Annotated in this window: 20 protein-coding genes; all 20 read right to left on the minus strand. The window is 75.0% G+C overall.

Annotated features, from left to right (window positions below):
• Window positions 1–4: 4 nt before the first annotated feature.
• The 20 genes from ACTMS9_RS29140 to ACTMS9_RS29235 all read right to left on the minus strand — a co-directional run bounded on the left by ACTMS9_RS29140 (window position 5) and on the right by ACTMS9_RS29235 (window position 23,625).
• A complete protein-coding gene (locus ACTMS9_RS29140) occupies window positions 5–511 on the minus strand; it encodes a shikimate kinase (RefSeq protein ID WP_210776852.1) in 507 nt (168 codons plus the stop codon).
• 34 nt (window positions 512–545) lie between these two features.
• On the minus strand, window positions 546–1,724 hold the full coding sequence (aroC, locus tag ACTMS9_RS29145; protein ID WP_441166493.1) for a chorismate synthase: 1,179 nt from the start codon (window positions 1,722–1,724) through the stop codon (window positions 546–548).
• Window positions 1,725–1,824: 100 nt separating this feature from the next.
• The gene (locus ACTMS9_RS29150) at window positions 1,825–2,367 is read right to left on the minus strand and encodes a class I SAM-dependent methyltransferase (protein ID WP_441149241.1); all 543 of its coding nucleotides are present in this window, start codon (window positions 2,365–2,367) and stop codon (window positions 1,825–1,827) included.
• A gap of 167 nt (window positions 2,368–2,534) precedes the next feature.
• Window positions 2,535–3,419, minus strand: coding sequence for a sulfotransferase domain-containing protein (locus tag ACTMS9_RS29155; RefSeq protein ID WP_441166504.1), 885 nt, complete (start codon window positions 3,417–3,419; stop codon window positions 2,535–2,537).
• Window positions 3,420–3,438: 19 nt separating this feature from the next.
• Entirely contained in the window at window positions 3,439–5,004 is a 1,566-nt protein-coding gene (locus ACTMS9_RS29160) for a lipopolysaccharide biosynthesis protein (protein WP_441149177.1), read from the minus strand.
• The gene (locus ACTMS9_RS29165) at window positions 5,001–6,755 is read right to left on the minus strand and encodes an O-antigen ligase family protein (RefSeq protein WP_441166494.1); all 1,755 of its coding nucleotides are present in this window, start codon (window positions 6,753–6,755) and stop codon (window positions 5,001–5,003) included. Before ACTMS9_RS29165 ends, ACTMS9_RS29160 begins: the two co-directional genes overlap by 4 nt.
• Window positions 6,748–7,689: a glycosyltransferase family 2 protein gene (locus tag ACTMS9_RS29170; protein WP_441166495.1), complete on the minus strand. Its 942-nt coding sequence runs from the start codon at window positions 7,687–7,689 to the stop codon at window positions 6,748–6,750. The genes ACTMS9_RS29165 and ACTMS9_RS29170 overlap by 8 nt, the downstream gene beginning before the upstream one ends.
• A complete protein-coding gene (locus ACTMS9_RS29175) occupies window positions 7,682–9,316 on the minus strand; it encodes a Wzz/FepE/Etk N-terminal domain-containing protein (protein WP_441166496.1) in 1,635 nt (544 codons plus the stop codon). The genes ACTMS9_RS29170 and ACTMS9_RS29175 overlap by 8 nt, the downstream gene beginning before the upstream one ends.
• A 190-nt stretch (window positions 9,317–9,506) precedes the next feature.
• Window positions 9,507–11,528 carry a hypothetical protein gene (locus tag ACTMS9_RS29180; protein WP_441166497.1) on the minus strand — a complete coding sequence of 674 codons (2,022 nt, stop codon included), beginning with the start codon at window positions 11,526–11,528 and terminating at the stop codon, window positions 9,507–9,509.
• 121 nt (window positions 11,529–11,649) lie between these two features.
• On the minus strand, window positions 11,650–12,591 hold the full coding sequence (locus ACTMS9_RS29185; RefSeq protein WP_441166498.1) for a glycosyltransferase: 942 nt from the start codon (window positions 12,589–12,591) through the stop codon (window positions 11,650–11,652).
• 80 nt (window positions 12,592–12,671) lie between these two features.
• Entirely contained in the window at window positions 12,672–13,511 is an 840-nt protein-coding gene (locus tag ACTMS9_RS29190) for a phosphatase PAP2 family protein (RefSeq protein ID WP_441166499.1), read from the minus strand.
• A gap of 301 nt (window positions 13,512–13,812) precedes the next feature.
• Window positions 13,813–15,054: a hypothetical protein gene (locus ACTMS9_RS29195; protein WP_441166500.1), complete on the minus strand. Its 1,242-nt coding sequence runs from the start codon at window positions 15,052–15,054 to the stop codon at window positions 13,813–13,815.
• A gap of 122 nt (window positions 15,055–15,176) precedes the next feature.
• Window positions 15,177–16,688, minus strand: a complete 1,512-nt coding sequence (locus tag ACTMS9_RS29200; RefSeq protein ID WP_441166501.1) for a family 16 glycosylhydrolase — start codon at window positions 16,686–16,688, stop codon at window positions 15,177–15,179.
• Window positions 16,689–16,790: 102 nt separating this feature from the next.
• On the minus strand, window positions 16,791–17,618 hold the full coding sequence (locus tag ACTMS9_RS29205) for a shikimate dehydrogenase (protein ID WP_441166502.1): 828 nt from the start codon (window positions 17,616–17,618) through the stop codon (window positions 16,791–16,793).
• A 28-nt stretch (window positions 17,619–17,646) separates the two neighbouring features.
• Window positions 17,647–18,849 carry an endolytic transglycosylase MltG gene (gene mltG / locus ACTMS9_RS29210; protein WP_441149167.1) on the minus strand — a complete coding sequence of 401 codons (1,203 nt, stop codon included), beginning with the start codon at window positions 18,847–18,849 and terminating at the stop codon, window positions 17,647–17,649.
• A complete protein-coding gene (gene ruvX / locus ACTMS9_RS29215; protein WP_088962751.1) occupies window positions 18,846–19,307 on the minus strand; it encodes a Holliday junction resolvase RuvX in 462 nt (153 codons plus the stop codon). The genes mltG and ruvX overlap by 4 nt, the downstream gene beginning before the upstream one ends.
• A 72-nt stretch (window positions 19,308–19,379) precedes the next feature.
• Complete coding sequence (alaS, locus tag ACTMS9_RS29220; protein ID WP_441149165.1) at window positions 19,380–22,058, minus strand: alanine--tRNA ligase; 2,679 nt, start codon at window positions 22,056–22,058, stop codon at window positions 19,380–19,382.
• On the minus strand, window positions 22,055–22,360 hold the full coding sequence (locus ACTMS9_RS29225) for a hypothetical protein (protein ID WP_441149164.1): 306 nt from the start codon (window positions 22,358–22,360) through the stop codon (window positions 22,055–22,057). Before ACTMS9_RS29225 ends, alaS begins: the two co-directional genes overlap by 4 nt.
• Before the next feature lie 32 nt (window positions 22,361–22,392).
• Complete coding sequence (locus ACTMS9_RS29230) at window positions 22,393–22,854, minus strand: DUF948 domain-containing protein (protein WP_179804301.1); 462 nt, start codon at window positions 22,852–22,854, stop codon at window positions 22,393–22,395.
• Between the two features lie 147 nt (window positions 22,855–23,001).
• The gene (locus ACTMS9_RS29235) at window positions 23,002–23,625 is read right to left on the minus strand and encodes a hypothetical protein (protein ID WP_441166505.1); all 624 of its coding nucleotides are present in this window, start codon (window positions 23,623–23,625) and stop codon (window positions 23,002–23,004) included.
• Between the last annotated feature and the right edge of the window lie 1,992 nt (window positions 23,626–25,617).

Below are 25,617 nucleotides of genomic sequence, written 5' to 3' on the forward strand. Positions count from 1 at the left end.
CGGGTCAGGGCTTGAGCAGGGCGACGATCTCCGCGGCCAGCTCCGGCGGGGTACGCCCGTCGGTCACCACGGTCGCGGTCGCCACCTCGGCGTAGAGCGGGCGGCGCTGGTCCATCAGGTGCTTGAGGGTGGCCCGCGGGTTGATCGCGAGCAGCGGCCGGCCGGCGCCGAGCCCGACCCGCTTCACCGCGTCGGGCAGCTCCACCGACAGGTGCACCACGGTGTGCCCGACCAGCGCGGCGCGGTTCTCCTCGGCGAGGACCGCGCCGCCGCCGAGGGCGAGCACCCCGCCGTGCGAGGCCAGCGCCGCCGCCACCGCCGCCCGTTCGAGGGTACGGAAGTGCGCCTCCCCCTCGTCGATGAAGATCTCCGGGATCGGCTTGCCGGCCAGGCGCTCGATGTCGGCGTCGGTGTCCCGGAAGTCGACCCCGAGCAGCGCCGCCAACTCCTCGCCGACGGTGGTCTTGCCGGAGCCCGGGGCCCCGACCAGCACACAGACCGGCTTCGTCACCGGAGCACGCTCCGTCCCGCCGCCGCCCGGCCGGTCACCGGATCACCAGCGCGTCGAGGTACCCGGCGAGGTTGCGGCGGATCTCGGTCACCGAGTCGCCGCCGAACTTCTCGGTGGCCGCCTCGGCCAGCACCAGCGCCACCATCGCCTCGGCGACCACGGCGGCGGCCGGCACGGCACAGACGTCGGAGCGCTGGTTGATGGCGGTGGCCGGCTCGCCGGTGGTCACGTCGACCGTGGCCAGCGCCCGGTTCAGCGAGGAGATCGGCTTCATCGCGGCCTTCACCCGCAGCGGCTCACCGGTGGTGATGCCGCCCTCCAGGCCGCCGGCCCGGTCGGTGACCCGGCGGACGCCGGTGGCGGTGGGCATGATCTCGTCGTGCGCCTCGGAGCCGCGGGAGCGGGCCTGCTGCCAGCCGTCGCCGATCTCCACGCCCTTGATGGCCTGGATGGACATCAGCGCGGTGGCCAGCCGGGCGTCGAGCTTGCGGTCCCACTGCACGTGGCTGCCCAGGCCCGGCGGCACCCCGTACGCCAGCACCTCGACCACGCCGCCGAGGGTGTCGGCGGCCTTCTTCGCGGCGTCGACCTCGGCGACCATCCGGGCGCTCGCCGCCGGGTCCAGGCAGCGCAGCGGGTCGGCGTCGATCCGTTCGGCGTCCTCCGGCCGGGGCCGCAGGCCCGGCTTGGCGGCGACCGGGCCGAGCTCCACCACGTGCGAGACGATCTCGATGCCGAGGGCCTGCTTCACCAGCGCCTTCGCCACCGTGCCGACGGCCACCCGCGCGGCGGTCTCCCGCGCGCTAGCCCGCTCCAGGATGGGCCGCGCGTCGGTGTGGCCGTACTTCTGCATGCCGGCCAGGTCGGCGTGGCCGGGCCGGGGGCGGGTCAGCGGGGCGTTGCGGGCCTGCCGGGCCAGCTCGTCGGGGTCGACCGGGTCGGCGGCCATCACGGTCTGCCACTTCGGCCACTCGGAGTTGCCGACCCGGATGGCGACCGGGCTGCCCAGGGTGACGCCGTGCCGCAGGCCGCCGATGACCTCGACCTCGTCCCGCTCGAACGACATCCGGGCGCCCCGGCCGTAGCCGAGCCGGCGCCGGGCCAGCTCGTCGGAGATCTCCCGGGTGGTCACCTCGATCCCGGCGGGCACCCCCTCGAGCATCGCGACGAGGGCGGGTCCGTGGGATTCACCTGCAGTCAGCCAGCGCAACACAGCGCTCAGTCTGTCACGGTCGGTCGCCGCCCCGACGTGCCGCCCGGCGCGTCCCGCCCTGCGGACGCGGACGTCCGCCGGGCGGGTCACCGGTGGCCCGTCAGACCGTCCGGACCGCGATGATCGACTTGGTCAGGCCGAGCATCCGCTCGGCCCGGATGGTCGAGTCGGGGAAGAGGTAGCGCATCTCGGCCCGACCGATCAGCTCGGTGGTGAGCACCTGCTTCATGGCCTGGTCCCAGGACTTGCCCGGGGTGTAGGCCAGCGGCCACTTGCGGGCCACCGCCACCCGGGCCGGCACCGGCAGGAACTGCATGCCGGGCGCCACCCAGTGCGGCTCCACCGGGAAGTACCGGTACGGGGTCTGCACCCAGTGCCGGGGAGCGAGCGTCCGGATCGCCTCGGCCATCCGGCGGCGCCGCTCGTGCCCGCCCACGTGCTCCAGCACGCTGTTGCTGAACACCAGGTCGTAGCGGCGGCTCAGGATGGCCGGGGGCAGCTCGCAGGCGTCGGCGTGGTCGGCCTCCACCCAGTCGGGCAGCTCCGCCGGCAGCGGCTCCAGGTTGACCACGTGCACGTGCTTCGGGCGTACCGGCACCGTCGACCAGCTGTCGACCCGGCCGCCGAGGTCGAGCACGGACATCTGGGCGAGGTCGGGGAACGTCTCCGACAGCCAGAGCGCCCGCTTCGCCCGGCGCTTCGCGCCGTACGAGTCCGGGGAGTCGACCAGGCGGAAGCGCAGCGCGTTCAGGGAACTCCGGCGGCGTGCCGTCGGGTTGTCGTCGTTGGTCCGGGTCCCGCTCGCCACGGTCAGCTCCCCCAGTCGAAGGTCATGCCCAGCCGGCTGGCCAGGGCCTCGTTGTACGGCGCGTAGTACCGGGTCAGCTCGTCGCGGACCGACCGGTCCATCGCGCTGCTGCGCCGGTCGTTGAAGACCTCGTACCGGTCGAGCTGGTGGGCCGGCAGGCCGAGGAAGTCCAGCACCCGGGCGTAGGTGGCGGCGGGCTCGCGGTACAGCGTCTCGCTGGGCAGGATCAGCAACTGCCCGCGGTCGAAGCGGTCCAGCCACGGCTCCAGGTGCTCCAGGTAGCGGCCCCGGGCCCGGTAGGTGTACCAGTCGTAGGCGGTGCTGACGTACGTCGGGTCGGCGATCAGCTTCTCCCGCTCCCCCGCCGTCCGCTCCTCCTCCCGGGCCAGCGCCTCGGCGAAGTCCAGCGGCTCCACTCCCTCGGTCCGCCGCTCCTTCCAGTGCGAGTACGCCCGCTCCACCGGGTCGCGCAGCAGCACGATCAGCTTCACGGCGGGGATCAGGTCCGCCACCCGCCCCGGCGCCTGCGGGTGGAACATGTAGAGCGGCGCGGCCTCCCCCACCCGGGTCGGGCCGCCGTGCCGGCGTTCCAGCGCCCACCGCTGCCGCTGGGTCGGAAAGTGCGAGCGGTACCACGTCTCGCCCCGGGCGAAGGTGTCCTCGAAGTAGTGCGAGGTCTTGGTGTTCCAGGCCGGGAAGAGCCGGGGCACCAGCGGATGCTCCAGCAGGTAGCGCCAGAGCGAGGTGGTGCCGCCGCGTTTGGTGCCGATGATGAGGAAGTCCGGCAGCGGACGCCGGTCGCTGGTGCGCTCCCCGTAGCGGACCAGCGAGGTGCGCACCCCGGCCCGCACCGGGGCGGGCACCAGCGCCTTGACCCTGTCCCGCATCGTCATCTCGTCCTCCTCGTCAGCTCGGCCCACGGCCGAGCAGGGTCGGCGCCGTCGCCCGCGCCCGTCGGCGTACCCCCGGGTGCAGCAGCAGCGCGGCGCCGAGCAGCACCGCGACCCCGAGGGTGAGGAACAGCCCGGCCACGCCCCGGCCGGCGACGGTCGCGCCGGCCGTGGCCAGCACGGCGGTGGCGGTGCCGGCGGCGGCCGCGGCGCGCAGCACCGAGCGGGTGATCAGCGGCTCGCCGACCACCCGGCGGGCGGCCACCGTCGCGATGACGTTCTCCGCCACGATGCCGACCGTCCAGGCCACCGCCGCGCCGAGCGCTCCGTGCGGCGGGATCAGCAGCACGGCCAGCGCCACGTTGAGCAGCAGCCCGGTGGCGGCGGCCAGCAGGTGCCGCCCGCTGCTGCCGCTCATCAGCAGCAGGGTCTGCACGATCCCGGTCCCGGAGTTGACCATCATCGCCCCGGCGAGCACGACCATGGCGGCGGCGCCGGCGGTGAACTCCGCGCCGAACAGCCGCAGGAAACCGGGCGCGAAGACCGCCAGCAGCAGGTAGGCGGGCCAGGAGAGCGCGATGATCACCGCGGTGATCCGCCGGTAGACCAGGGCCGCCTCCCCGGTGCGCCCCTGCCCGAGCAGCCGGGACAGCTGGGGCGCCACGGCCACCCGCAGGCCCTGCATGATGAGCAGGCCCGCGAGGGCGTAGCGGCCGACCGCGCCGATGATGCCGGCCTCGGCCTGGTCGGCGAGCGCGGCGGTGAGCAGCACCGTCAGCCACATGCTGCTGGCGTCGATGGTCGCCGAGGCGGCCCGGGGCAGCGCGAAGCCCCACAGCGTCCGCCAGTCCGCGCCGACCGGGCGCAGCGCGGCGCCGGCCCCCAGGCCCAGCGGCCGGGCCAGCAGCGCCGCGCAGACCAGCACGGCCACGGCGATCGGGGCGAGCCAGCCGGCGAAGGCCACCGTCACCCCCGCGCCGGCGAGCAGCGCCGCCGAAACCAGGGCCGGGCGGGCCGCCGGCACGAAGACGTACTGCACCGCCACCAGGGCGGCGACCGGTCGCACCGCCCGCACGGCGGCCAGCAGCACCGTGGTCGCCACCACGAACGGCAGGCCGGCGAAGGCCAGCCGGAGCAGGCCGGCCCCCGCATGCGTGCCCGGGTCGAACAGCACCGGCGCGAGCGCCCCGGAGAGGGCCACGCCGGCCATCGCCACGACCACCGTGAACAACAGCGCGGGAAGCAGGGCTACGGGCAGCAGCCGGGCGGCGTCACCGTCGCGACCCGTCCGGCGCCGGGGCAGGGCCCAGACCAGCGCGGTGTCGGCGCCGGCGCAACAGAGCACACCCATGATCGCCACCACGCCGATCGCGGTGAACATCGCGCCGGACCCGGCCGGCCCCAACCCACGGACGATCACCACGGTCAGCACGAAGCCCAGCAGGCCGTTGACCGCCGCGCCGGCCAGCCCGACCATCCCGCTGCGCGTGCTGCGGCGTACCTCCCGCTCACCGGCCGACCCACCGGCGTCCGCGACGGCCGTGGCGGCCGCGCCGGTCGGCCGCGTACCCGGATCGGTCATGCCGTCCCTCCCTGGCGTGGCGCGTCCGCGACCGGCCGGTCCGGCTCGGACGTCGGCGGCCGGGCCGCCTCGGCCGCCGCCGGCACGGTCGGGGCCGGCGCGGAAGGCGGGGTGGTCGCGGCCCGGGGCGCGGGCACGCCGGCCGTGACCTCCGCCGCCGTCGTTGCCGGCGGGGCGGCCGACGGAGGTGGGGCGGTCGCGGATCGCGGTGCCGGCACGACCGGCGTGGCATTCGGGGCCGGGATCGACGCGGGCGGCGTGGCCGGCGCGGATCGCGGCGCCGGCACGACCGGCGCGGCGCTCGGGGCCGGGACGGTCGCGGGAGGCACGGCCGGCGGGGCCGGCGGTTGCGGCATGCGCAGCGGGACGGCGGCCACCCCGGTCGCCGGCGGCGGCGCGGGCGGGGGCACCGGCGGCGCCGGCACCGTGGCCCGGCCGATCCCCCGGGTACGCCAGGGCGCCAGCGGCACCGGCTGCGCCATGGTGGACGGGCCGGTCGGGGCCCGGTTGACCGGCCCGCCGACCGCCGCCAACCCGGCCCCGACCGCGAAGAAGATCACCGACAGGTTCGGGTCGATGTAGGCGTAGACCGGGATGACCACCAGCGCGATCACCGGGACGGTGCTCAGCCAGTGCCCGGCCGGCGAGACCGCGGCGGCCAGCCGCCGGGCCACCAGCACCAGCCAGCCGAGGAAGACCACCAGCGCCGGGATGCCGTGGCTGTAGAGGATCTGCCAGATGAGGCCCTGGGTGCCCAGCGGCTCCTCGGCGAGGGTGGTGTCCACGCTCTTCGGCGCGCCGTACCCGAGCAGCGGCGAGCGCTCCACCGCCTGCCACGTCCGCACGTAGAGGTCCATCCGGTCGACGTTGGTGTCGGTGCTGCTGACCCGGGCGTCGATCATCTCCTGCACCGGCACGACCAGGCTGACCACCCAGACCAGCACCACCAGCCCGCCGATCGAGACGATCAGCCGGGCGTTGCCCCGGACCAGGGCGCGCAGGCCCAGGTAGAGCAGGCCGGCGCCGAGGCCGAGGAACATGCCCCGGTTGAGCGTCAGGAACGCCGGCACCACCGACAGCGGCAGCGACACCCACAGCGCCACCCGGAACCGCCCGGTACGCACCGAGGTCAGGTACGCCAGCACGCAGGGCACCAGCAACGCGTACGCGGTACCCCAGTTGTTGGTGTACGGATACGGCGCCGCGGTGCGGTAGATCGGCGTGCGCGACTGCGGGTTGAACTCGTTGGCCCGTACGTGGGTCAGCGCCTGGATGAACCGCTCCCCCGAGATGCTCTGCGGCAGGGCCATCTCCACCGGGGTGGTCAGGGCGAAGGTAGGCATCAGCACGGCCAGCCAACCCAGCGCCACCACGCCCAGCCAGTACCAGCCCAGCGGGCGCAGCACCCGGTCCCACCGGGTGCCGTCGCGGACCAGGGTGTGCACGTACACGCAGACCACCAGCGCGGTCGCCAGGAAGCCGAAGCGCAGCCCGAAGGTGAGGTAGGCGGTGGCCCGGTCCAGCCGGGTGGCGCTGAGCAGCACCAGGGTGAGGAAGACCAGCCAGGCGGCGCTGCCGGGGGGCAGCGCGACCCGGCCGCGGGTGACCAGCAGGGCGAGCAGCACCACCCCGAAGACCGACCAGCCGAGGTAGAACGCGCCCAGCGCCCACCAGAGCGGCATCAGGGCGAACATGGCCGTCAGCGGCCAGACGGGCAGCGGCGGCGTCGCCCCGGGCCGCCGGTCAGACACCCCGGCCCCGGCGCTGGGCCAGCCGGAGCACCCGCTCCCCGGAGAGCAGGCCGAGCACCACCGGCACGGTCACCAGCACCCGCTTCTCGCGGGGGTTGAGCCGGACCACCCGGCCCAGCTCGCGCAGCGCCTCCCGACGCCGCCGCCCGGAGGCGAGCGCGAAGGCGATCTGGCCGTGCAGCCGGGCCAGCCCGGTCCGGCTGCCGGCCAGCTCCGGGTGCTTGTCCAGCAGGTAGCGGGTGGCCTCGACGATCATCGCCCAGCGGCCGAAGAAGAACGACCCGCCGTGCCAGTCCACCACCACCAGCACCTCCGGCACGATCACCACCGGCCCGTGCGCGGCCACCCGCAGCAGCCACTCGTAGTCCTCGCCGTAGCCGCCCGGCAGCTCCTCGTCGACCGGGCCGACCGCGTCCCACGTGGACCGCCGGACCAGGATGGTGCTGGAGTGCACCTCCATCACCCGGTCCTCGACGAAGTCGGGCAGGCCGACCTCGGCCCGGTCCAGGCGCCGCTCCTTGGCGATGCCCGGGCCCTCCAGCCGGATGCCGCAGCTCGCGGCGGCGGCGTCGGGGCGGGCCGCCAGCAACTCCACCTGCCGGGCGAGCTTGGTCGGCAGCCAGAAGTCGTCGTCGTCGCAGAACGCGATGAGGTCGCTGGTCGCCTCGTCCGCGCCGGTGTTACGGCCGCCGGGCAGCCCGCGCCGGTGCGTGTTGGTGACGTACCGCAGGGTGCGCCCGGCCGGTACGGCCAGGTCGAGCGGGCGGATCTCGGTGTGGTCGTACACCACCAGGCACTCGACCGGCCCCGGGTAGTCCTGGTCGAGCACCGCCCGCACGGCCCGCTCCAGCAGCCCCGGCCGGTCCCGGGTGGCCACCACCACGGTCACCGGGGGGTACGCCGTCGCGGCGCCCGGCTGGTCGCGGTCAGTCACGGCCGTCTCCCGTCAGCACGAACCCGACCGGCACCACCCCGACGGCGCGCAGCCGGTCCACCAGCTGGGTCAGCTGACCCGTCCGGGTCCGGTCCCGGGCCGCGACCAGCAGCGCCCGGCCCTCCCGCGCGGCCCGGACCCCGCGCTCGTCGTGCAGCGCGGGCGGCGCGTCCAGCACGGTGAGCCCCTCCGAGGAGGTGCCGTCCAGGTCGACGAGGCGGACCTTGCCGGTGCCGATCCGCAGCTCCTGCCCGTCGGTCGCCGCGCCGTCGGCAGCCGGCCGGGCGGTCGGGATGATCTCCGTCTTGTCCTCCGGAGTGGTGGTGGAGCGGTACACCGCGCCGTTCTTCGCCTCGGCGGGGGTGGGGAACGGTCGGGGCTTACGGACCGCCGGGATCACGGCGGTGTCCTCCGGCCCGGCGGCCGTCATCGCCGGGGTGGTGGCGGGCACCGGGCGGGGACGGGGCAGCGGGCGGGAGCGGGCCGGCTCCACCGGCGGGTTGCGGCGCTGCGCGTCCAGCATCAGCGGGCGGATCCGGTCCAGGCTCTCCGGCGTGACACCGAGGCGTACGTCGTGGCCGGCGGCGGCCAGCACCGCGGCGAGCCCGGCGGTGACCTGCTCGCGGCCCTCGTCGGTCGCCGAGGAGAGCACCACCAGCGGGGTCCGCTGCGGCCCGTCGACCCAGCGACCCAGGGCCAGCACGAGGTAGCGCAGGTCCGACTCGTCCGGCTGGCCGCCCCGGCGGCACCGCACCGTGCCGAGCAACGGCGCGCCGATCGTCGCGGCGGCCTCGGCGGCGGTGCGCACCCGGCGGTCCAGGGACTCCCGGACGAAGGCCACCAGCCCGCCGAGGAGCAGCCCGCCGAGCAGGCCGGCGACCAGGAGCAGCGGCGCCGCGTCCCGGCTGGAGGGCACCGGGGTACGGGCGGCGCTGGTCACCGAGCCGGGGCTCAGGTCGGCGGAGGCCACCTTGGACCGCTGCTCGGCGAGGGTGGCGAGCTGGTCGTTGAGCGCCCGCAGCTGGTCCAGCAGGGCGCTGGTGCGCGGGGACGGGTTGCTGGAGCTCTGGTTGGCCGGCAGCGACCGCTGCGTCGTCGTGCGCTGGGCGGTGACCAGGTCGATCGTGTCGTCGTACGACTTGAGCACCGCGGCGCGCTGGTTCTCGTACATGCCCTTGCGCAGTTCCAGGTACGACTCGGCGGCGCCGTTCGCGCCGTCCACCGCCTCGCGCTCGCTGTGCCCGGCGTAGCTGAAGCGCATCACCTGCCCACCGACCGGGGTCTCCACCTCCAGGGCGTCGGCCACCTCCTTGGTGTCCCGCCCGGTGATGCCGGCGACCTTGTCGATGACGTCGTTGCTGGTGGCGATCCCGCTCTCGGCCGTCATGTTCACCGCGCGGTCGGCGCCGCCGGACGGCACCGAGAACGGGTCGGTCACCACCGGCCGGACCACCACGGCCGTGGTCCCGGTGTAGGTGGCGGGCAGCACGAACAGGTAGGCCAGCACGGCCGCCAGCACCAGCGCCGCGGAGGCGAGCACGATCCGCCACCGCCGCAGCGGGATGCGGGCCAGCTCGACGAGGCCGACCGGGCGTTGCCGGGCGGAAGCGACGTCGGTCACGTCCATCAGGTCAGGTCCTTGCGCGATGAGGAAGGGGTGGCCGGCACCGGCCGGGTGACGACCGCGCCGGGGCCGGTGGGTCGTCTCATTGTCGCCGACCGTTCACCCGCGGTCGACAGCCGACCGGCCCCCTGCGGTACGGGCGGTCCGCCGGTGTCACGGGGACACCGGCGGACCGCCCGGAACCCGGATCGGGTCAGGAGGTGGCGAAGAACAGCGTCCGGCTGGACCAGTTCACGCCGGCCGAGGCGGGCGCGAGCTGGACCGAGGCGGTGCCGTCGACGGCCGTCTCGTCGAACGGGACAGCCCGCAGCGAGCCGTCGGCGTTGCCGTACACGATCTTGCCGGTCACCCAGGCCATGCCCCGGACGTTGCCCCAGGCGAGGTTCAGGCTGGGCAGCGTGAACTCGGTGCAGCCGACGATGTAGCCGTCCGGCTCCAGGTAGCGGTAGAACAACCTGTTCGTGCCGGCCTTGGTGTAGTACATCCGGCCGTCGAGGTAGAACGCCCCGCTCATGGTGGCGGCCTTGAACCAGTTGTTGTAGCCGCTGCTGATCCAGGGCACGCCCACCGAGCCGCCCGAGAAGATCGACACGTCCAGGTAGCTGCCGTTCGGCGCGGTCGCGTCGGTCTTGGACCAGTAGAGCTTGTTGCCGACGGAGAACGCCGCGCCCGCCGCGGTGAGGTTCGGCTGGCTGCTGGCCACCGGGGTGCCCAGCGTGGTGCCGTCGAACGGCACCTTGGTGGCCTGGCCGTTGGCGGTGCCGACGTAGAGGTAGCCCGAGGCGGCCGACGGCGCGTTGACCGCCGGGACCGTCCGGCCACCGGCCAGCGGGAACAGCCCCATCCGGCCGTGGTACTCGTTGCCGAGGCCGTCGTTGTCGAAGCCGGCGAGCAGACCGTTGCTGCCGCGCCACAACTCCCACAGGATCGGGCCCCAGTCGGTGGTGCCGGCCGGCGCGCCCGAGCGGGTCGGGTTCCACACCAGCGGCATGCCGTTGCTCGGGTCGAGCGCCCCCAGGCCGTACCGGTTGATGGCGCCCGCGCCCGCGGAGTCGTCACCGTTGGCGTTGTTCAGCCACCGGAAGTGACCGCCGACGTAGACCACGTTGTCGGCCGCCTCGATCGAGGTCACCGAGTCGTGGCCGGTGTCGTCCACCCAGGTGCCGTCGATGGCCGCGCCCCGGGTGGCGGTCTCGAACCGGGCAATCGTGTCGCAGTACGCCCCGTCGGCCCGGCCGCCGTCCGCGGCGATCACGAAGTACCTGCCGTCGTCGGAGAAGTCGACGTCGCGGGCATAGAACGGGAAGCCCGCGCCGCACTGCGCCACGTACCGCTGGGTGCTCCAGTTGGCGACGGCCGGCGTACCGGTCAGGTTCTCGACGACCACGACCTGGTTGCGCGCCTGCCCGTTGACCTGGGTGAAGTTGCCCACCGCGACCAGCGTCCCGCCGTCGGGCGCGACGGCGAGGCCCCAGACCAGCTCGGCGCTGCTGCGCGCGACGCTGGCGTCGATCTGGAAGGTCGGGTCGATGGCGCCGGTGGTGGCGTCCAGCCGGGCCAGCAGCGAGTGCTGGGTGCCGTTGACCCAGTGGAAGGCGCCGGCGATGTAGAGCTTGTTGCCCAGCACGACGGTGCGCCGGACGAGCCCGCCGTCGCTGCGGCCGACCCAGGAGGCGACGGTGGCGCCGGTGGTCGGGTCCAGCTCGACCAGGTTCTTGCGGGCCACGCCGTTGACCGTGCCGAACGCGCCGCCGACGATGAGCTTGCCGTCCGGGCTGGCCGCCAGCGCGTGCACCGCACCGTCCAGCGCCGGCGCGAAGCCCGCCTTCAGCGCCCCGCTCACCCGGTCGTACGCGAACAGGTAGCTGCGGGCCGTCCAGCTCGCGTCGCCGGCCGCCTTGATCGAGGTGAACGAGCCACCGACGTAGACGGTGGCGCCGATCTCGGCGAAGGCCTTCACGTCGCCGTTCTGCGCGTGCGGGATGTTGTCGGCCGGGTTCGCCGAGGTGAGGGTCATGGGCACCGGCGGAAGGCCGTCCGCCCGGGCGGGCGCCGCCAGCAGGCTGACGGCCAGCACCGGCGCGGCGAGCGCGGCGAGCCACCGCCGCAGCGCCGGCACCCGGCGCGATCGAGACGACGTTCTGAGAAGCACGGGCGCCCCCAATGATGAAGTGAGATCCTGCGTAGCTTGCTGCGTTCCGATTTGTCGCACCATCAACCGACCGGTCCGCTCCGACGGCGGCTCGGTCCGGTCCCGCCGTCCGGGTCGCGGCGGCACCGCCCACCGTGGACGAGGATCGCGTCTCGACCGGTGGACGTGCCAACCGGGCCGGGCGTCACGTCGTCCACCGGAACGGTGCCGGCGCGCCGCTCGCGCCGACCGTCCACGATGCCGCCTCGGCCAGGTCGTCGACGGTGATCTCGTCGGCCTCCCGGGCCAGCACCAACCCCCGGCGGTCCAGTTCGCAGGCCATCGCGACCTGGTGGTCGTCGACGTGCTCGCCGTGCCGGCGGCGGCGGGGCACGTAGACGGCACGGTGCCCGGCCCGCATCGCGGCCAGCGCCGAGCCGACCCCGGCGTGCGTGACGACGACGTCCGCCTCCCGCATGGCCTGCTGCATCTCGGCGTACGGCACCTGGCGGCGGGCGCCGGCGGGCATCCTCGGGACGACCGTCGAGCCGACCTGCCAGAGGACCTCCGCCTCCGGCGGGAGGACGTCGATCAGGCGACGCAGCAACCGGGGGAACCCGAACCGGTCGTGGGTGCCGAGGGCGACCACGATCCGCGACACCGGCCGGGGCGTCGCCCGCCGGGTGGCGAGGTATCCGTCGAAGATGGAGCCGCCGTAGGTCCACCGGCCGGCGGCCCAGCCCGGGTACTGGGTGTAGAGCCGGGTGCGGGGCACCCGGGCGACCAGCCGTCCGGTGAGCGAGGGACCCTCGGTGCGGGTGGCGCTCTCGATGTAGTGGCAGGCCAGGCCGTGGCGGACGGCGGGCAGGAAGAACGACATGGCGACGCTGGCGCCGGTGCTGATCACCTGCCGGAACCGTCCGCCGCCGAACACCCGGCGGGCCGCGAGGAGGTCACGCAGCGCGCCCACCGCGTCCCGGGTGGTGGCCGGCGGGACGTGGATGACCTCCTGGCCGTCGAGCAGCGACCGGCTCTGCGGCGAGTCGAAGGTGGCCCAGACGCAGTCGTCCTGCACACCGAGTCGGGGGGCCAGGTCGTGCAGCTCGGCGAGGTGTCCACCGGTGGAGGCGACGAGAAGGGTGGTCACGTCGGTGCCAGCTTCCGTGGTGAGGAGTGGTGGGACGGGCGTTCCGGCCGCCGCAAGGGATGCGGCGTCGGGGCTCGTGCTCAGGTGGCGGTCATCGCGGGTTCGGGGGTCGCCGAGGTGGTCACGCCGGACGGTGCCGGCGGCCGGACCCGACCCTCCGCGACGAGCAGCGCCAGCGCCGTCACCGCGAACAGCAGGGTGGCGAAGATCCAGCCGCCGAGCACGTCGGTCAGCCAGTGCTTCTCGGCGTAGATGCGCGTGTAGCCCTCAAGGCTGACCAGCGTCACCACCAGGGTCACCAGGGCCACCCGGACGCCGCGCGGCAGGCGCCAGGTCAACATCGCCAGCACGGCGATGGTGCCGAAGGTCATCATGATCCGCGCGCACCCGCCCGACGGGTAGGTGCCCAGGTCGGTCGGGGGGTGGCCCCGGTCGACCATCGTCGCCAGAATGGCCTGGACGTACTGCTCGACGATGAACTGCAGGGGCAGTACGACCAGCGGAACCCACCACCGGCGGCGCCGCCACAGGACGACGAAGACCAGCGTCGCCACGCCGGTGACCCACTTCAACGGATACCGGTCACCGAGCGCGGTGTAGAAGGAGTTCAACTCCGCCCAGGTGTCGACCCGTCGGGCGTGCACGTAGTCGAAGACCGGATGGTCGACGTGCGGTTCGAGGCGGGCCAGCGCCTCCCCCAGCGGCCAGCAGATCGCCACCACCGCGGCGCAGCCGGCGAGCAGCACGACCAGCGCGGCCCCGCTCCGGCCGAACGCGGCGGTCAGCCCGGCCACCGCCACCCGCAGCCGGTGCGCCGCCCGACCGTCATGGACCACCGGCGCCCAGCGGGTCGCCGCCACCGGCGTCAGCACCGCGGGCACCAGCACCGCCAACAGCCCCAGCGCGTAGATGAGGGTCATCGTCGGTCGCCGCCGTTCCGTCGGCCGGTAGACCCGCCGACCACCGTCCGCCGGGCGGCCCCGCGCCCGACGTCACCTGCCGTTGCCATCCGTCCCCCTGCCACGCCGGCCCACCGCCGGCCGCCCCACACGGAGCCCGGCGGCGCCCCCACGCCGGGCAGGATCGACCACGCCGTCGCCGGCAGGTGGTGATCGAGTGTTGACACCCTAGAGGACCGGTTCCGATGAGCGGTAGTGAGCAGATCGCTCACGCGGCTTTTTCCCGGGTTTGCCGGTCGCCTCCCCGACAGTCGCGCCCCGATCAGCCGGTCCCGTCGGACAGCCGCTCGGCGAGGACGTGCAGCAGCGCGGGGTGCAGCCGGTCGCTCCAGCCGCCGCCCCCGGCGGCCAGCTCCGCCGTGCGCAGCCACAGCTCGACGAGGTACGCGTCGGCGACGAGCCGCCGGCGGGTCGCGTCCAGCCCGAACGACTCGCCGTGCCGCTGGAGCACCGCGACCATCTCGCCGGCCGCCTCCGGCACCGGCCGGCCGCCCAGCGACAGCGCGCTCTGGAACCCCTGGTGGGCCAGGTCGAACCCGACCGGGCGGTGCGCTCCGCTGTTCTCCCAGTCCCAGGCGACCAACCGGCCGCCGTGGCGGCCGAGGTTCCAGGGCACCCAGTCGCCGTGCCAGTGGCCGAACTCCAGCGTGGTGTCGCCGTCGCGGGCGACGAGCGCGGCGACCGCGTCGACGACCGGACCGCCGGCCCGTTCGGCGCGCGCGCCGAGGTCGGCCAGGAACGGCGAACCGCGCAGCGGGCGGGGCGCCGCCGCCGGGCCACCCCGGCGGGCCACCGCCAGCATCGCGGCCACCTCGGGACGCTCCGGGTGCGACAGCCGGCGGACCCGGGCGGGCATCGGCTCGACCAGGGTCACCGCCAGGTCGCCCCAGCGCAGCTCGCGCAGCACCCGGGGCACGTCCGGGAAGTCGCCGCCGTCGCGGGGCAGCTCGCGCAGCGCGACCGCCTCCGCCGCCACCATCGCCCGGGTCGCGTCGTTCCAGCCGATCTTCGCGTACCCGCGGGCCGCGCCCCGGTCGTCGAAGAGTTGCAGGGTCGGCTTGTGGTGCGGGTCGGGCGGCCGGATGCCGATCGCCGCGTGCAGCCGGCGGCCGGCCAGCCGGCCCAGGTGCGCGGCCAGCAGCAGCTCGGTCTCCTCGACCCCGTCCGGCACGGCGACCGTCAGCACCGGCATCCGGGCCAGCCCGGTGGCGCCGAGCCCGGCCAGCACGCCGACGGCGAGCCGGTTGGCCCGTACCCGGCGCGGCCGCAGCGCGTTGTACGCCAGCGTCGACGCGGCCCCGACCCGCCGGGAGGCCAGCGGCAGCAGGAACTTCGCCCGCGCCACCGACGGCACCACCGCGTAGCGGGCGGCGACGCGGTGACCCGGCGGGGGTGGGGCGGCGGAGACGTCCAGCCACAGCCGGGGGTCACCGAAGATCGCCCGGGTCACCCAGCCGATGCCGTCGGAGCGTTCGCGGGGATCGTCCGCCCGGTGCGCCGCCATGCCGTCTCCCGTCCGCCCGGACCTGCCACCGGTCCGCGCTGGCGGACACGATAGGGCCCGGGGGCAACGAACCGGCCGACGGGCCGGAGCACCGCCGGGCGGCGTGGTGCCGGTGGCCGCGCTCAGCGCTGCCAGACGCGGACGTGGTCGACCCGGAAGTCGGCCGGGAAGCGGGTCGCCGCGTCCGGGTCGCCCAGCCAGCCGCCCACCTGGAAGTTCAACCGCAGGTTGTACGGCTTGTGGAAGACCTCGTCGAACCAGGGCGTGGTCGCCCGGTCGCGCTGCCAGACCAGCCGGCCGTCGACGTACCAGCGGATCGCGTCCGGCTCCCACTCGGTGGTGTACGTGTGGAAGCCGTCGCCCGGGTAGCCGGTCGGGAACGGGTACCGCTGGTCCTGCTTGACCGGGGTGTAGTCGTAGAAGATGCCGAAGGTGGCGGCCTGGTAGAACGCGCCGCCGCCGGGCAGTTCCACCACGTCGATCTCGCCCCGGCCGCCGTCGTCCGGGCGCAGCCAGAACGCCGGCCACAGGCCCTTCGAGTCGGTGGGCCCGTTGGGCGACTGGGCGCGCACCTCGAACCGGCCGTACCGGAACGACGCCCGACCGATGGTGTCCAGGTAGCTCTGCGTGTACTCGCGGGTCTGCGAGCTGCACACCGCGGTCTCCCGCTGGGCGCGCAGGGTCAGCACGCCGCCGGCGACGAAGGTGTTGTCCGGGTCGTCCACGTTGCAGCCCCGGTCGATGTCGCGTCCCTCGTCGTCGCGGAGATTCCACTTCGACCGGTCGACGCCGGCGCCGTCGAACTCGTCGGACCAGACCAGCCGCCAGCCGGGCACCTGGTCGCCCGGCCGGGCGGTCGGCGACGGGGCGGGCGCGCTGGTGCTCGGCGGCGGGGTCGGGGCGGTCCGGCTCGGGCTGGGCGACGCGGTACGGCTCGGCGACGGCGTCGGGGCGGCGGTGGTGGCGATCGGGCTGGGTGCCGCGGTCGTCCGGGTCGGCGCGGGCCGGCCGCCGCGTCCGTAGCGCAGCACCAGCTGCGGCCGGATGGCCACCTTGACGTTCTCCCGGGAGGCCCAGTAGATCCGGGTGTTCCAGGTCTCCTGGGTCAGGGCGAAGACGAACCGGCCGTTGCCGGCGACCGAGCCGGACACGTCCCACTCGTTGAAGCCCTGGCCGACCCGCTCGACGCTGGACAGCGCCGGCCCGAGCTCCGGCCGCAGCGACCAGGCGCCGGTGCCGGCGGCGGAGCCGAAGGCCCGGTGGGCGTGCACCCGGGAGGAGAACGGCTGCCAGGCGTACACCCGCAGGGTGGCGCGGACGTCGACCGCGTCGGCCGGCAGGTCGCGCACCGCGAACTCGACCAGCGCGTCCCGCTCGCCGGTGCGGTTGCCGTCGCAGAGCCGGGGGCAGCTGGCCAGGGTGGTCTTGACGCCGTTGTCGCCGTCCTGCGGGACCTGGGTGGCGGTGGTGTCCGCCGCCGCGGCCACGACGAGCGGGGGCACCTCCGCCGCCACCAGCGGCATCATCGTGGCCACCACGCCGGCGACCATGCCGGCGCCGAGGACACCCAGGACGACGGCCTTGCGGCGCGCGCCGAGGCGGGACGCTGCGCGGTGGAGTCCGTGCCGGCTCAAGGGACACTCCCCGTGTGGGCGACGATTACCGGCAGCAGCGTATCGACGCCTGCCGCTCGTCGTCCGTCGGACATCCGGTTGCCGCGCCGAATTAACCGGCAGCTAAGAAAGCCCGGTCCGGTGCGCGGCCAGCGCCCGGGCCATCGCCGCCCGGGGGGCGGGCACGCCGGTGAACTGCTCGAACTGGCCGACCGCCTGGGCCAGCAGCAGGTCCAGCCCGGAGACCACCCGGGCGCCGGCGGCGAGCGCCGACGCGGCCAGCGGGGTCGGCCAGGGATCGTAGAGGGCATCGAACAGCACCGTCGAGGGCCGCCAGTGGATCTCGCCGGCCAGCGGGTCGGCGACCCCCTTCGGCACGGTGGAGACGACCACGTCGGCCCCGGCGTGCGCGGCGGCATCCGCCCAGCCGGCGCCGGTCAGGGCCACCCCCACCGCGCCGGCGACCGGTCGCAGCTCGTCGACCGCCGCCGCCCGGCGGGCCACCACGGTCACCGAGGCCGCGCCGAGCCGGGCCGCCGCGGCCAGCGCCGCGCGGGCGGTGCCGCCGGCGCCGAGCACGGTCACCGTGCCGCCCGGGGCCACCCCGGCGGAGGTCAGCACCTCGACCATGCCGCTGACGTCGGTGTTGTCGGCGTACCAGGAGCCGTCGGGACGGCGTACCAGGGTGTTGGCGGCGCCGACGGCGGCGGCGACCGGCGAGACGGCGTCGGCCACCGCGAGCGCCGCCTCCTTGCCGGGCATGGTCACCGACAACCCGGCCCACTCCGGGCCGAGGCCGGCGACCAGGGCCGGCAGCTCCGCGGCCGCGCACTCCACCCGGGTGTACGACCACCCGGTGAGCCCGGCGGCGGCGTAGCCGGCGTTGTGGATCACCGGGGAGAGCGAGTGCGCGATCGGCTTGCCGAGCACCGCGGCTCTGTGCACCGTCACGTCACTCCCCCGCTCACCACCTCGCCGCTCAGAGGACGCCGTTCTCCTTCGCCTTCGCGATGTTGCGCTCGTGCTCGGCGTTGGTCGAGGCGAAGGCGGAGTGCCCCTTGTGGTCGATGGCGACGAAGAAGAGCCAGCCGCCCTCCGGCGGGTCCATCGCCCCCTGCAACGCCTGCTTGCCCGGATTGTTGATCGGGGTCGGGGTCAGGCCGGGGTGGGCGTGGGTGCTGTACGGGTTCTTCGGGTCGCGGATCTCCGCGGTGGTCATGTCCTTCGACGCCTTGGTCTTCTTGCCGGTGAGCTGCCAGTAGTAGTTCACCGACACGTCGAACTCCAGGCAGCTGCACGGAAACTTGCCCGTGTAGGCACGGTTGTACGCGACCCGGGCGATCTTGCCGAGGTCGTCGGCGTTGCCCGCCTCCGCCTGTGCCATCGAGGCGACGATCAGCGCCTCGTACGGGCTGATCCCGCCCCGCTTCTCCTGCACCTGCTCGGCGAACTTCATCTCACCGGTGACGCTGAGGAAGTTGTCGACCATGTCCTTGAGCACGCCCTCGGCGGTCGCCTTCGGCGCGATCTCGTAGGTGTCCGGGTAGAGGAAGCCCTCGATCGACTTGGTGACCTTCTTGCCGTCCTTGCGGACGAACCACCAGTCCGGCACGCCGAGCGCCTCCGGGTCCTTGGCGGCGGCCTCGAAATCCTTGACCGGGATCTTGGTCTTGTCGGAGAGCAGCTTGTACGTGTCCTTGGCGGTACGCCCCTCCGGGATGGTCACCTGGTTGGTGACCTTGTTCTTCCGGTCGAGCAGCATCGCGAGCGCCTTCTCCGCGCTCATCTGCTTGCGCACCTTGTACAGGCCGGGCTGGATGTTCTTGCTGAGCGCGTTCGCCTCGGCCGCCTCGATGAAGGCCTTGGTGCTCTTCACCACGTCTGCGGCGACGAGGGTGTCGCCGATCTCGGCGATCAGCGCGCCCTGCTTCACCTCGACCATCGCCTCGCCGGTGCCGGCGCCGTCGTAGTCGGGGGTGACGAAGTAGTTCTGGACCCGGTCGAAGCCGTAGAAGGCGCCGCCGCCGATGCCACCCAACAGGACGAGCGCCATCAGCAGGGCGAAGATGGTCTTCCCCCGGCCGCCGGACCTGCCTTTGCGTCGCTCGACGAAGCCGCGTCGGTGCCGGCCCTTCTCACCCCTCTCAGGCTCGTCGAACCCGAGGTCCAGATCGTCGATCATTCCGTCCGCCTCCGCTGCGCTTCCAGCCAGCTCTGCAGGATCTCGACCGCGGCGGCCTGGTCCACCACCGCGCGTTGGCGCTTTCCCCGGACGCCTCGCTCCGCCAGCCTACGAGACGCGACGACGGTCGACATCCTCTCGTCGGTGAGCGTCACCGGAACCGGCGCTATTACATCGGCCAAACGGTCCGCGTACGCCGTCACGTGGTGCGCCGCCGGACCGAGCTTACCGGCGAGGTTGACCGGAAGGCCGAGTACCACCTCCACCGCCTCGTGCTCGGCGACCAGCTGCGCCAGTTGCGTCATGTCGCTGGGCACCGCGTCGGGCGCCGCCGTCAGGTCCCGGGCGAGGGTGACCAGCGGGGTGGCCAGGATGCCGTGCGGGTCCGACCGGGCCACCCCGACCCGGACCTGCCCCACGTCCACGCCGAGCCGGACGCCCCGGGTCAACTCACCCACGGCGGACCACTTCCCCGGCGGAACGGGCCAGGGCGGACCGGTTCGGTCCGCCCTGGGTTCCATGGTGCGTGATCACGCCTCGGCGATCGCCTTCTCGACCGTGAGCAGCAGGTTCGGCGCTTCCGCCGCCGGCAGGCCGCCACCCTGGGCGACGTCCGGGCTGCCCCCGCCGCGGCCGGAGAACGCCGCCTTGACCAGGTCGTTGGCCGCGAGCCCGCGACCCCGGGCCGCCGCGTTCACGGCCACCACGAGGGACGCCTTGCCGTTGGCGCGGGCCGCCACGGCCACCACCGCCGGCCGGGCCGGGTCGATCTTGCCGCGGATCTCCTGGGCCAGGGTCCGCACGTCGTTGCCGGCCGCGCCCTCCGGCGCCTCGGTGCCGACGTACGCCACGCCCCGGACGTCCTTCGCCTGCCCGGCGAGCGCCGCGGCGCCGCCCAGCACCAGCTGGGCCCGGAGCTTGTCCAGCTCCTTCTCGGCGTCGCGCAGCTGCGTCACGGTCTGCTCGACCCGGTCGGCCACCTGGTCGCCGGGCACCCGGAACAGCTCCGCCAGCCGGGAGACCAGCAGGTGCTCGCGGGCCAGGAAGCCGAACGCGTCCATGCCGACCAGCGCCTCGATCCGGCGCACGCCCGAGCCCACCGACGCCTCGGAGAGGATCTTGACGAGGCCGAGCTGCGCCGAGCGGGCCACGTGGGTGCCGCCGCACAGCTCCCGGGCGTAGTCGCCGACCTCGACGACCCGGACCCGCTCGCCGTACTTCTCGCCGAAGAGCGCCATCGCGCCGATCCGGCGCGCCTCCTCCTGCGTGGTGATGAAGGCGTGCACCTCCAGGTCCGCCTGGAGCACCTCGTTGACCTGCTGCTCCACGTCGTGCAGCACGCTCGGCGCCACCCCGGTCGGGGTGTTGAAGTCGAACCGCAGCCGGCCCGGCGCGTTCAGCGAACCCGCCTGGGTCGCCGACTCGCCGAGGAAGTTGCGCATCGTCTGGTGCACCAGGTGGGTCGCGGTGTGCGAGCGGGAGATCGCCCGCCGCCGGCTCACGTCGATCTCCGCATACCCGGTCTCCCCGGCGCGCACCTCGCCGCGCAGCACCCTGGCCCGGTGCACGATCAGCCCCGGCACCGGCTGCTGCACGTCGAAGACCTCGACCTGGCCGCCACCCACGGTGATCAGGCCCTGGTCCGGCTGCTGGCCACCGCCCTCGGCGTAGAACGGGGTGGTGTCCAGCACCAGCTCGATGGTGTCGCCCTCGACCGCCGCGCCCACCTGGGCACCGTCGGCGAGCACCGCGCGGACCCGGGACTCCCGGTTCAGCTCGGTGTAGCCGGTGAACTCGACCGCCCCGCCCGCGTCCAGCACCGACCGGTACGCCGACACGTCGGTGTGCCCGGTCTTGCGGGCCTGCGCGTCGGCCTTGGCCCGGTTACGCTGGTCGGCCATCAGCCGGCGGAAGCCCTCGGCGTCCACCTGCAGGCCCTGCTCGCCGGCGATCTCCAGGGTCAGGTCGATCGGGAACCCGTAGGTGTCGTGCAGCTGGAACGCCTTGTCGCCGGAGAGGGCCGGCTTGCCGGCCGACTTCGTCTCGGCGATGGCGGTGTCCAGGATCGTGGTGCCGGCGCGCAGCGTGGCCAGGAAGGCGTCCTCCTCGGCGTACGCGTACTGGGAGATCCGGTCGAACTCCTCCGCCAGCTCCGGGTACGACGGGGACATGCAGTCCCGGGCCACCGGCAGCAGCTCGGGCAGCGCCCGGTCCTGGTAGCCCAGCAGGCGCACCGCCCGGATCGCCCGGCGCATGATCCGCCGCAGCACGTAGCCGCGACCCTCGTTGCTCGGGGTCACCCCGTCGCCGATCAGCATCAGCGCGGTCCGCACGTGGTCGGCGACCACCCGCAGGCGCACGTCGTCGGGGTGCGACTCGCTGGCCACGTGCCCGGACTGGGCGCCGTACCGCTTGCCGGTCAGCTCGGCCGCCCGGTCGAGGATCGGCCGGACCTCGTCGATCTCGTAGAGGTTGTCGACGCCCTGGAGGATGGAGGCCATCCGCTCCAGGCCCATGCCGGTGTCGATGTTCTTCGCCGGCAGGTCGCCGAGGATCGGGAAGTTCTCCTTGCCGGTGCCCGGGCCCCGCTCGTACTGCATGAAGACGAGGTTCCAGAACTCCATGTAGCGGTCCTCGTCGACCGCCGGGCCGCCCTCGCGGCCGTACTCGGGACCGCGGTCGTAGAACAGCTCCGAGCAGGGGCCGCACGGGCCGGGAATGCCCATCGACCAGAAGTTGTCGGCCTTGCCCCGCCGGACGATCCGTTCGGCCGGCACACCCACCGAGCGCCAGATCTGGAACGCCTCGTCGTCGTCAAGGTAGACCGTCGGCCAGATCCGCTCCGGGTCCAGCCCGTAGCCGCCCTCGGCGACCGGCTTGGTGACCAGCTCCCAGGCGAGCGGGATCGCCCCGTCCTTGAAGTAGTCACCGAAGGAGAAGTTGCCGTTCATCTGGAAGAACGTGCCGTGCCGGCTGGTCTTGCCGACCTCGTCGATGTCCGGGGTGCGGATGCACTTCTGCACGCTGACCGCCCGCCGGTACGACGGGGTCTGCTGCCCGAGGAAGTAGGGGACGAACTGCACCATGCCGGCGTTGACGAACAGCAGGTTCGGGTCGCTGATGGCGGGCAGCGGAGCGGACGGCACCACGGTGTGGCCGTTCGCCTCGAAGTGGGCGAGGTACCGCCGCTTGATCTCCGCCGTCTTCATCGCTGGTGTTCCTCCGGAAAGATTTCTCGGTCGCCGATGCGCGGGTCCTCCCGCAGCTCGGCGAACTGGTCGTCGAACGCCTCGCCCCGGGCGAACGCCTCGTGGATCTCCTGCTCGCGCTCGGCCATCCCGATCCGTACGTCCTCCACGAAGCTACGCAGCGACTCGACCAGGCTGCCAGCGGATTCGGACAGCCCGCTCGCGATTCCGGCCGGGGTGTACGCCTGCGCGGTGCGGGTCGCCTTGCGGACCACCACCACGCCCACGGCCAGGCCGATGCCCAGCCAGAACAGTCGCCTCATGCTCTCATCCCTCCGGCTCGTCGCCCACCGGCTCAGCGGTTGCCGCGCCGCGCGGCACGGCGCTGCTGCTTGATGGTGTCGCGCACCTCACGCTCGGTCTCCGCGTGCCGGCGGGCCGAGGCGGCCCGGCGTACGCCGTACCCGAAGGCGGCCACCTTGACCAGCGGGTTGGCCGCGGCGGCGGAGACGACGGTCGCCAGGTTCGCCACGTTGGCGGTGACGTTCTGCGCGTGGCTGGTCATGGTGTCGACCTTGGCGAGCTGGAGGTTCACCCCGTCCAGCGAGGTCTGCACCTGCTCGAGGGCGGTGTTGACGTTCTTCACCGTGGTGTTCACGTCCCCCAGCAGCGGGGTGGTCTGCTCGTTGATGTCGTTGATCATCCGGGTCGTGGCGTCCACGGTGTGCCGCAGGCGCAGGATCGGCACCGCCAGGACGAGCACCAGCATCAGGAACGCGCCGGCCGCGATCAGCGCAGCGATCTGTCCACCATCCACGCATGTCCTCCTCAAGCAGAGTTCCGGAACGAACGTCCGGAACGCGCGACCGTCTCCGGGCCCGCCGTCGCTCCGCGCCCACGAGGGGCCGGCGGGAGCGGGCGGGCACGCCAGCCCCAGACCCTACCGTCCGTGATGAAAACCGGCTCAGGACGGTGAGCGTGTCAGTTCCTCGAGCGGATCCTCGGTGAACGTCGGGAAGGGATCCTCACCGGTCAGCGACGGGTCCGTGCTCGGCTGCGGCCGGGTCCGTTCGTCGTCGATCGCGTTGCGGACCTTCACCGACACCAACGAGCCGGCACACGTCCCCGCAGCGGGCGACGCCTCGGTGGACGGCGGGACCGTCGACGCCCCGGCGGCCGGCGGCGCCGCGCAGGTCGGTTCGCGTACCCACAGGTCGAGGGTGAGCTCGTCGCGACGCCAGCAGGTGTACCGGCCCTTCTCCTTCTGCTCCGGGCAGCGGCTGACCTGCCAGGGCTCCCAGCCGTCCCGGCGCAGCGCCGCCTCGTACACCCCGGCGGTCTCCTCCGGCGCGCGCTCCGACTCCATGGTGCGTTCCCGCAGCCGGCAGTCCTGCAGGCACCAGCGGCTGCCGCTGACGTTGTCGACCGTCTGCGCCGACGCCCAGCCGGGCACGTCGAGCTCGTCGAGGGTGTCGAAGACCGGATCGCGGCTGAGCGTACTGATGCCGAAGTAGAGCGGGATCGCGCCGAGCAGCACCACGCTGACCAGCACCAGGATGCCCAGCCGGAGCCGGCGCCGCTCGCGCATCTGCCGGCGCAGCTCGGAGCGGGCGCCCTGCAGCCCGCCGGCGGGCTCCTCCTCGTCGGGCCGGCCCGGACCGCCGACCGCTTCGGTGGCCGGTCGCGGCCCGGCCGGCGGCACCACCGCCGCCGCGCGGGCGACGCCCACCGGCTCGCCCGGGCGTGGCGCGGCGGACCCGGTGCCGCCGGGCTCCGGCCGAGTGGGCTGCCGCTGCGGCCCGGTGGCCCGGTCGGGGTGCTCGTCGGGGCGCAGGGCCGGTGCGGCCGCGCGGGCCACCGCCGGCTGGCCCGGGGCCCCGGCACGCGGCCCGCCCTCGGACTGGGCACCGCCCCGACGCGGGTCGTCGCCCGGCGGTCGGGCGACGCCTGGACCGGCGCCGTCCGGGCGCACCGCCGCGCGGGCCGGCCCTCCGGGGCGCGCCCCGGGCTGCTGCTCGGGGACGGCGGGACGGGGGCCGGACACCGCGCCGGTGCCGGCCGGGGACGCGCCGGGGCGCCCGCCCTGGATGGGGGCGGCCCCCCGGGCAGCGGCCTCCGGGCCGGCGGGACGCGCCCCCCGGCCGGGCTGCGGGCCGTCGCCACGAGGGCCCCGGACGGGTGCGGCACCCTCGGCCCGGGCACCCCCGGTGGGGTGCGGACCGTCGGCCCGCGGACCCGCCGTCGGGTGCGGACCGTCGGCACGCGGACCCCGGGCGGAGGTGGGGCCGCCGGGGTGCGCTCCGTCCGGCCGGGCCGCTCCCCGCGCCGGACCCGGCTGACCGGGTACGCCCTCACGGGGCGGGGCGGGTGGCTCGGCACCGGGGCGGGCCCGACCCGCCGGGGCCGGGCCACCACGACGGCCGGGAGCCGGCGTGCCCGGGGGCACGGCGGTACGGCCGGCCGGGGTCGAGCGGTCGAGGGTCGGCAGCGCCGGATCGGTGTGCGAGGTCCGGCCGGCCTGGCGCAGCCAGTCCGCCGGCCGTTCCGGCCGGTCGCCGCGGGGCGTACCGCCGGGCGGGGTGGCCCGACGTCCGGTGCCGGGTTCGTCGGCGCGCGGCCGGCGTCGGCCGTCGGAGTCCCGTCCGGCGGGCACAGGGCCGGGCGGGGTGGCGCCGGCGCCCGAGACGGGAGCGGTCGGCGGCACGGGTGGGGCGTTGCCGGTCATCGGCACGGACGGGTCCGGTTCGGCGGCGCGGCGTCGACCGGTGGCCCGCTCCGGGGCCGCGCCCCGGCCGCCTCGGCGCGCGGCGGCACCGGGGTCCTCGCCGCCGGTCGGCTCCGCCGCGGCGCGGCGACCCCGGCCACGCGGCTCGGGGGCCGCCGGGTCCGGGCGGGGTGGGCCGCTGACCGGCGTCGGGGGACGGGGCCCACCGCTCACCGGCGTCTGGTCGGGACGCGGGCCGCCGCTGACCGGGTTCGGGTAGGCCGGGTCCGGCGGGAAGGCCGGCCCGCGACGAGCCGGGTCGGTGGCGTCGGCCGGGCGGCGGGCGCCCTCGCGGGGCACGGTGCGGCGTCCGGAGGCGGGGCCTGCGGCTCGGGGGGCGGGTGCCGACGCCTCGGGGCCGGGGGCCGGCCAGCCGGACGGCGACTGCCCGGCACCGGCGGCCCGGGGCGCCTGGGCGCGGGCCGCCGCGCCGCCACCGGCACCGGAGACGGGGGCGCCGGCGGCGTCCGGCTGGGGTCGCTCGGGCCCCCGCTGGCCGGGGCGCGCCGTGGCCGCCGGGCCGGGCCAGGCACCCTCGCCGGGGCGGGGACGCTGTTCGGGAGCGGCGGGCCAGCCGCCGCGTACCGGCGGGGTGGCCTGCGGAACGCCCGCGCGCGCTGCGGGCGGGCCGTCGGCGCGCGGCGGGCGGGGGCCGTCCGGGCCCGGACCGACGACCGGGCCGGGACGGACCGGCCCGCCGTCCGGGCGCGGCCCGGCGGGCCCGGGACGCGGGGCGGCGGGTGCGGCAGACGCGTCGGCGCGCGGGCCGGCGGCACGGCCGGGTGGCGGCGCGTCAGGGCGCGGCGCGGCGGCCCG

Origin of the sequence: Micromonospora sp. L31 (assembly GCF_052068075.1) — a bacterium.
GTDB classification, from domain to species: domain Bacteria; phylum Actinomycetota; class Actinomycetes; order Mycobacteriales; family Micromonosporaceae; genus Micromonospora; species Micromonospora purpureochromogenes.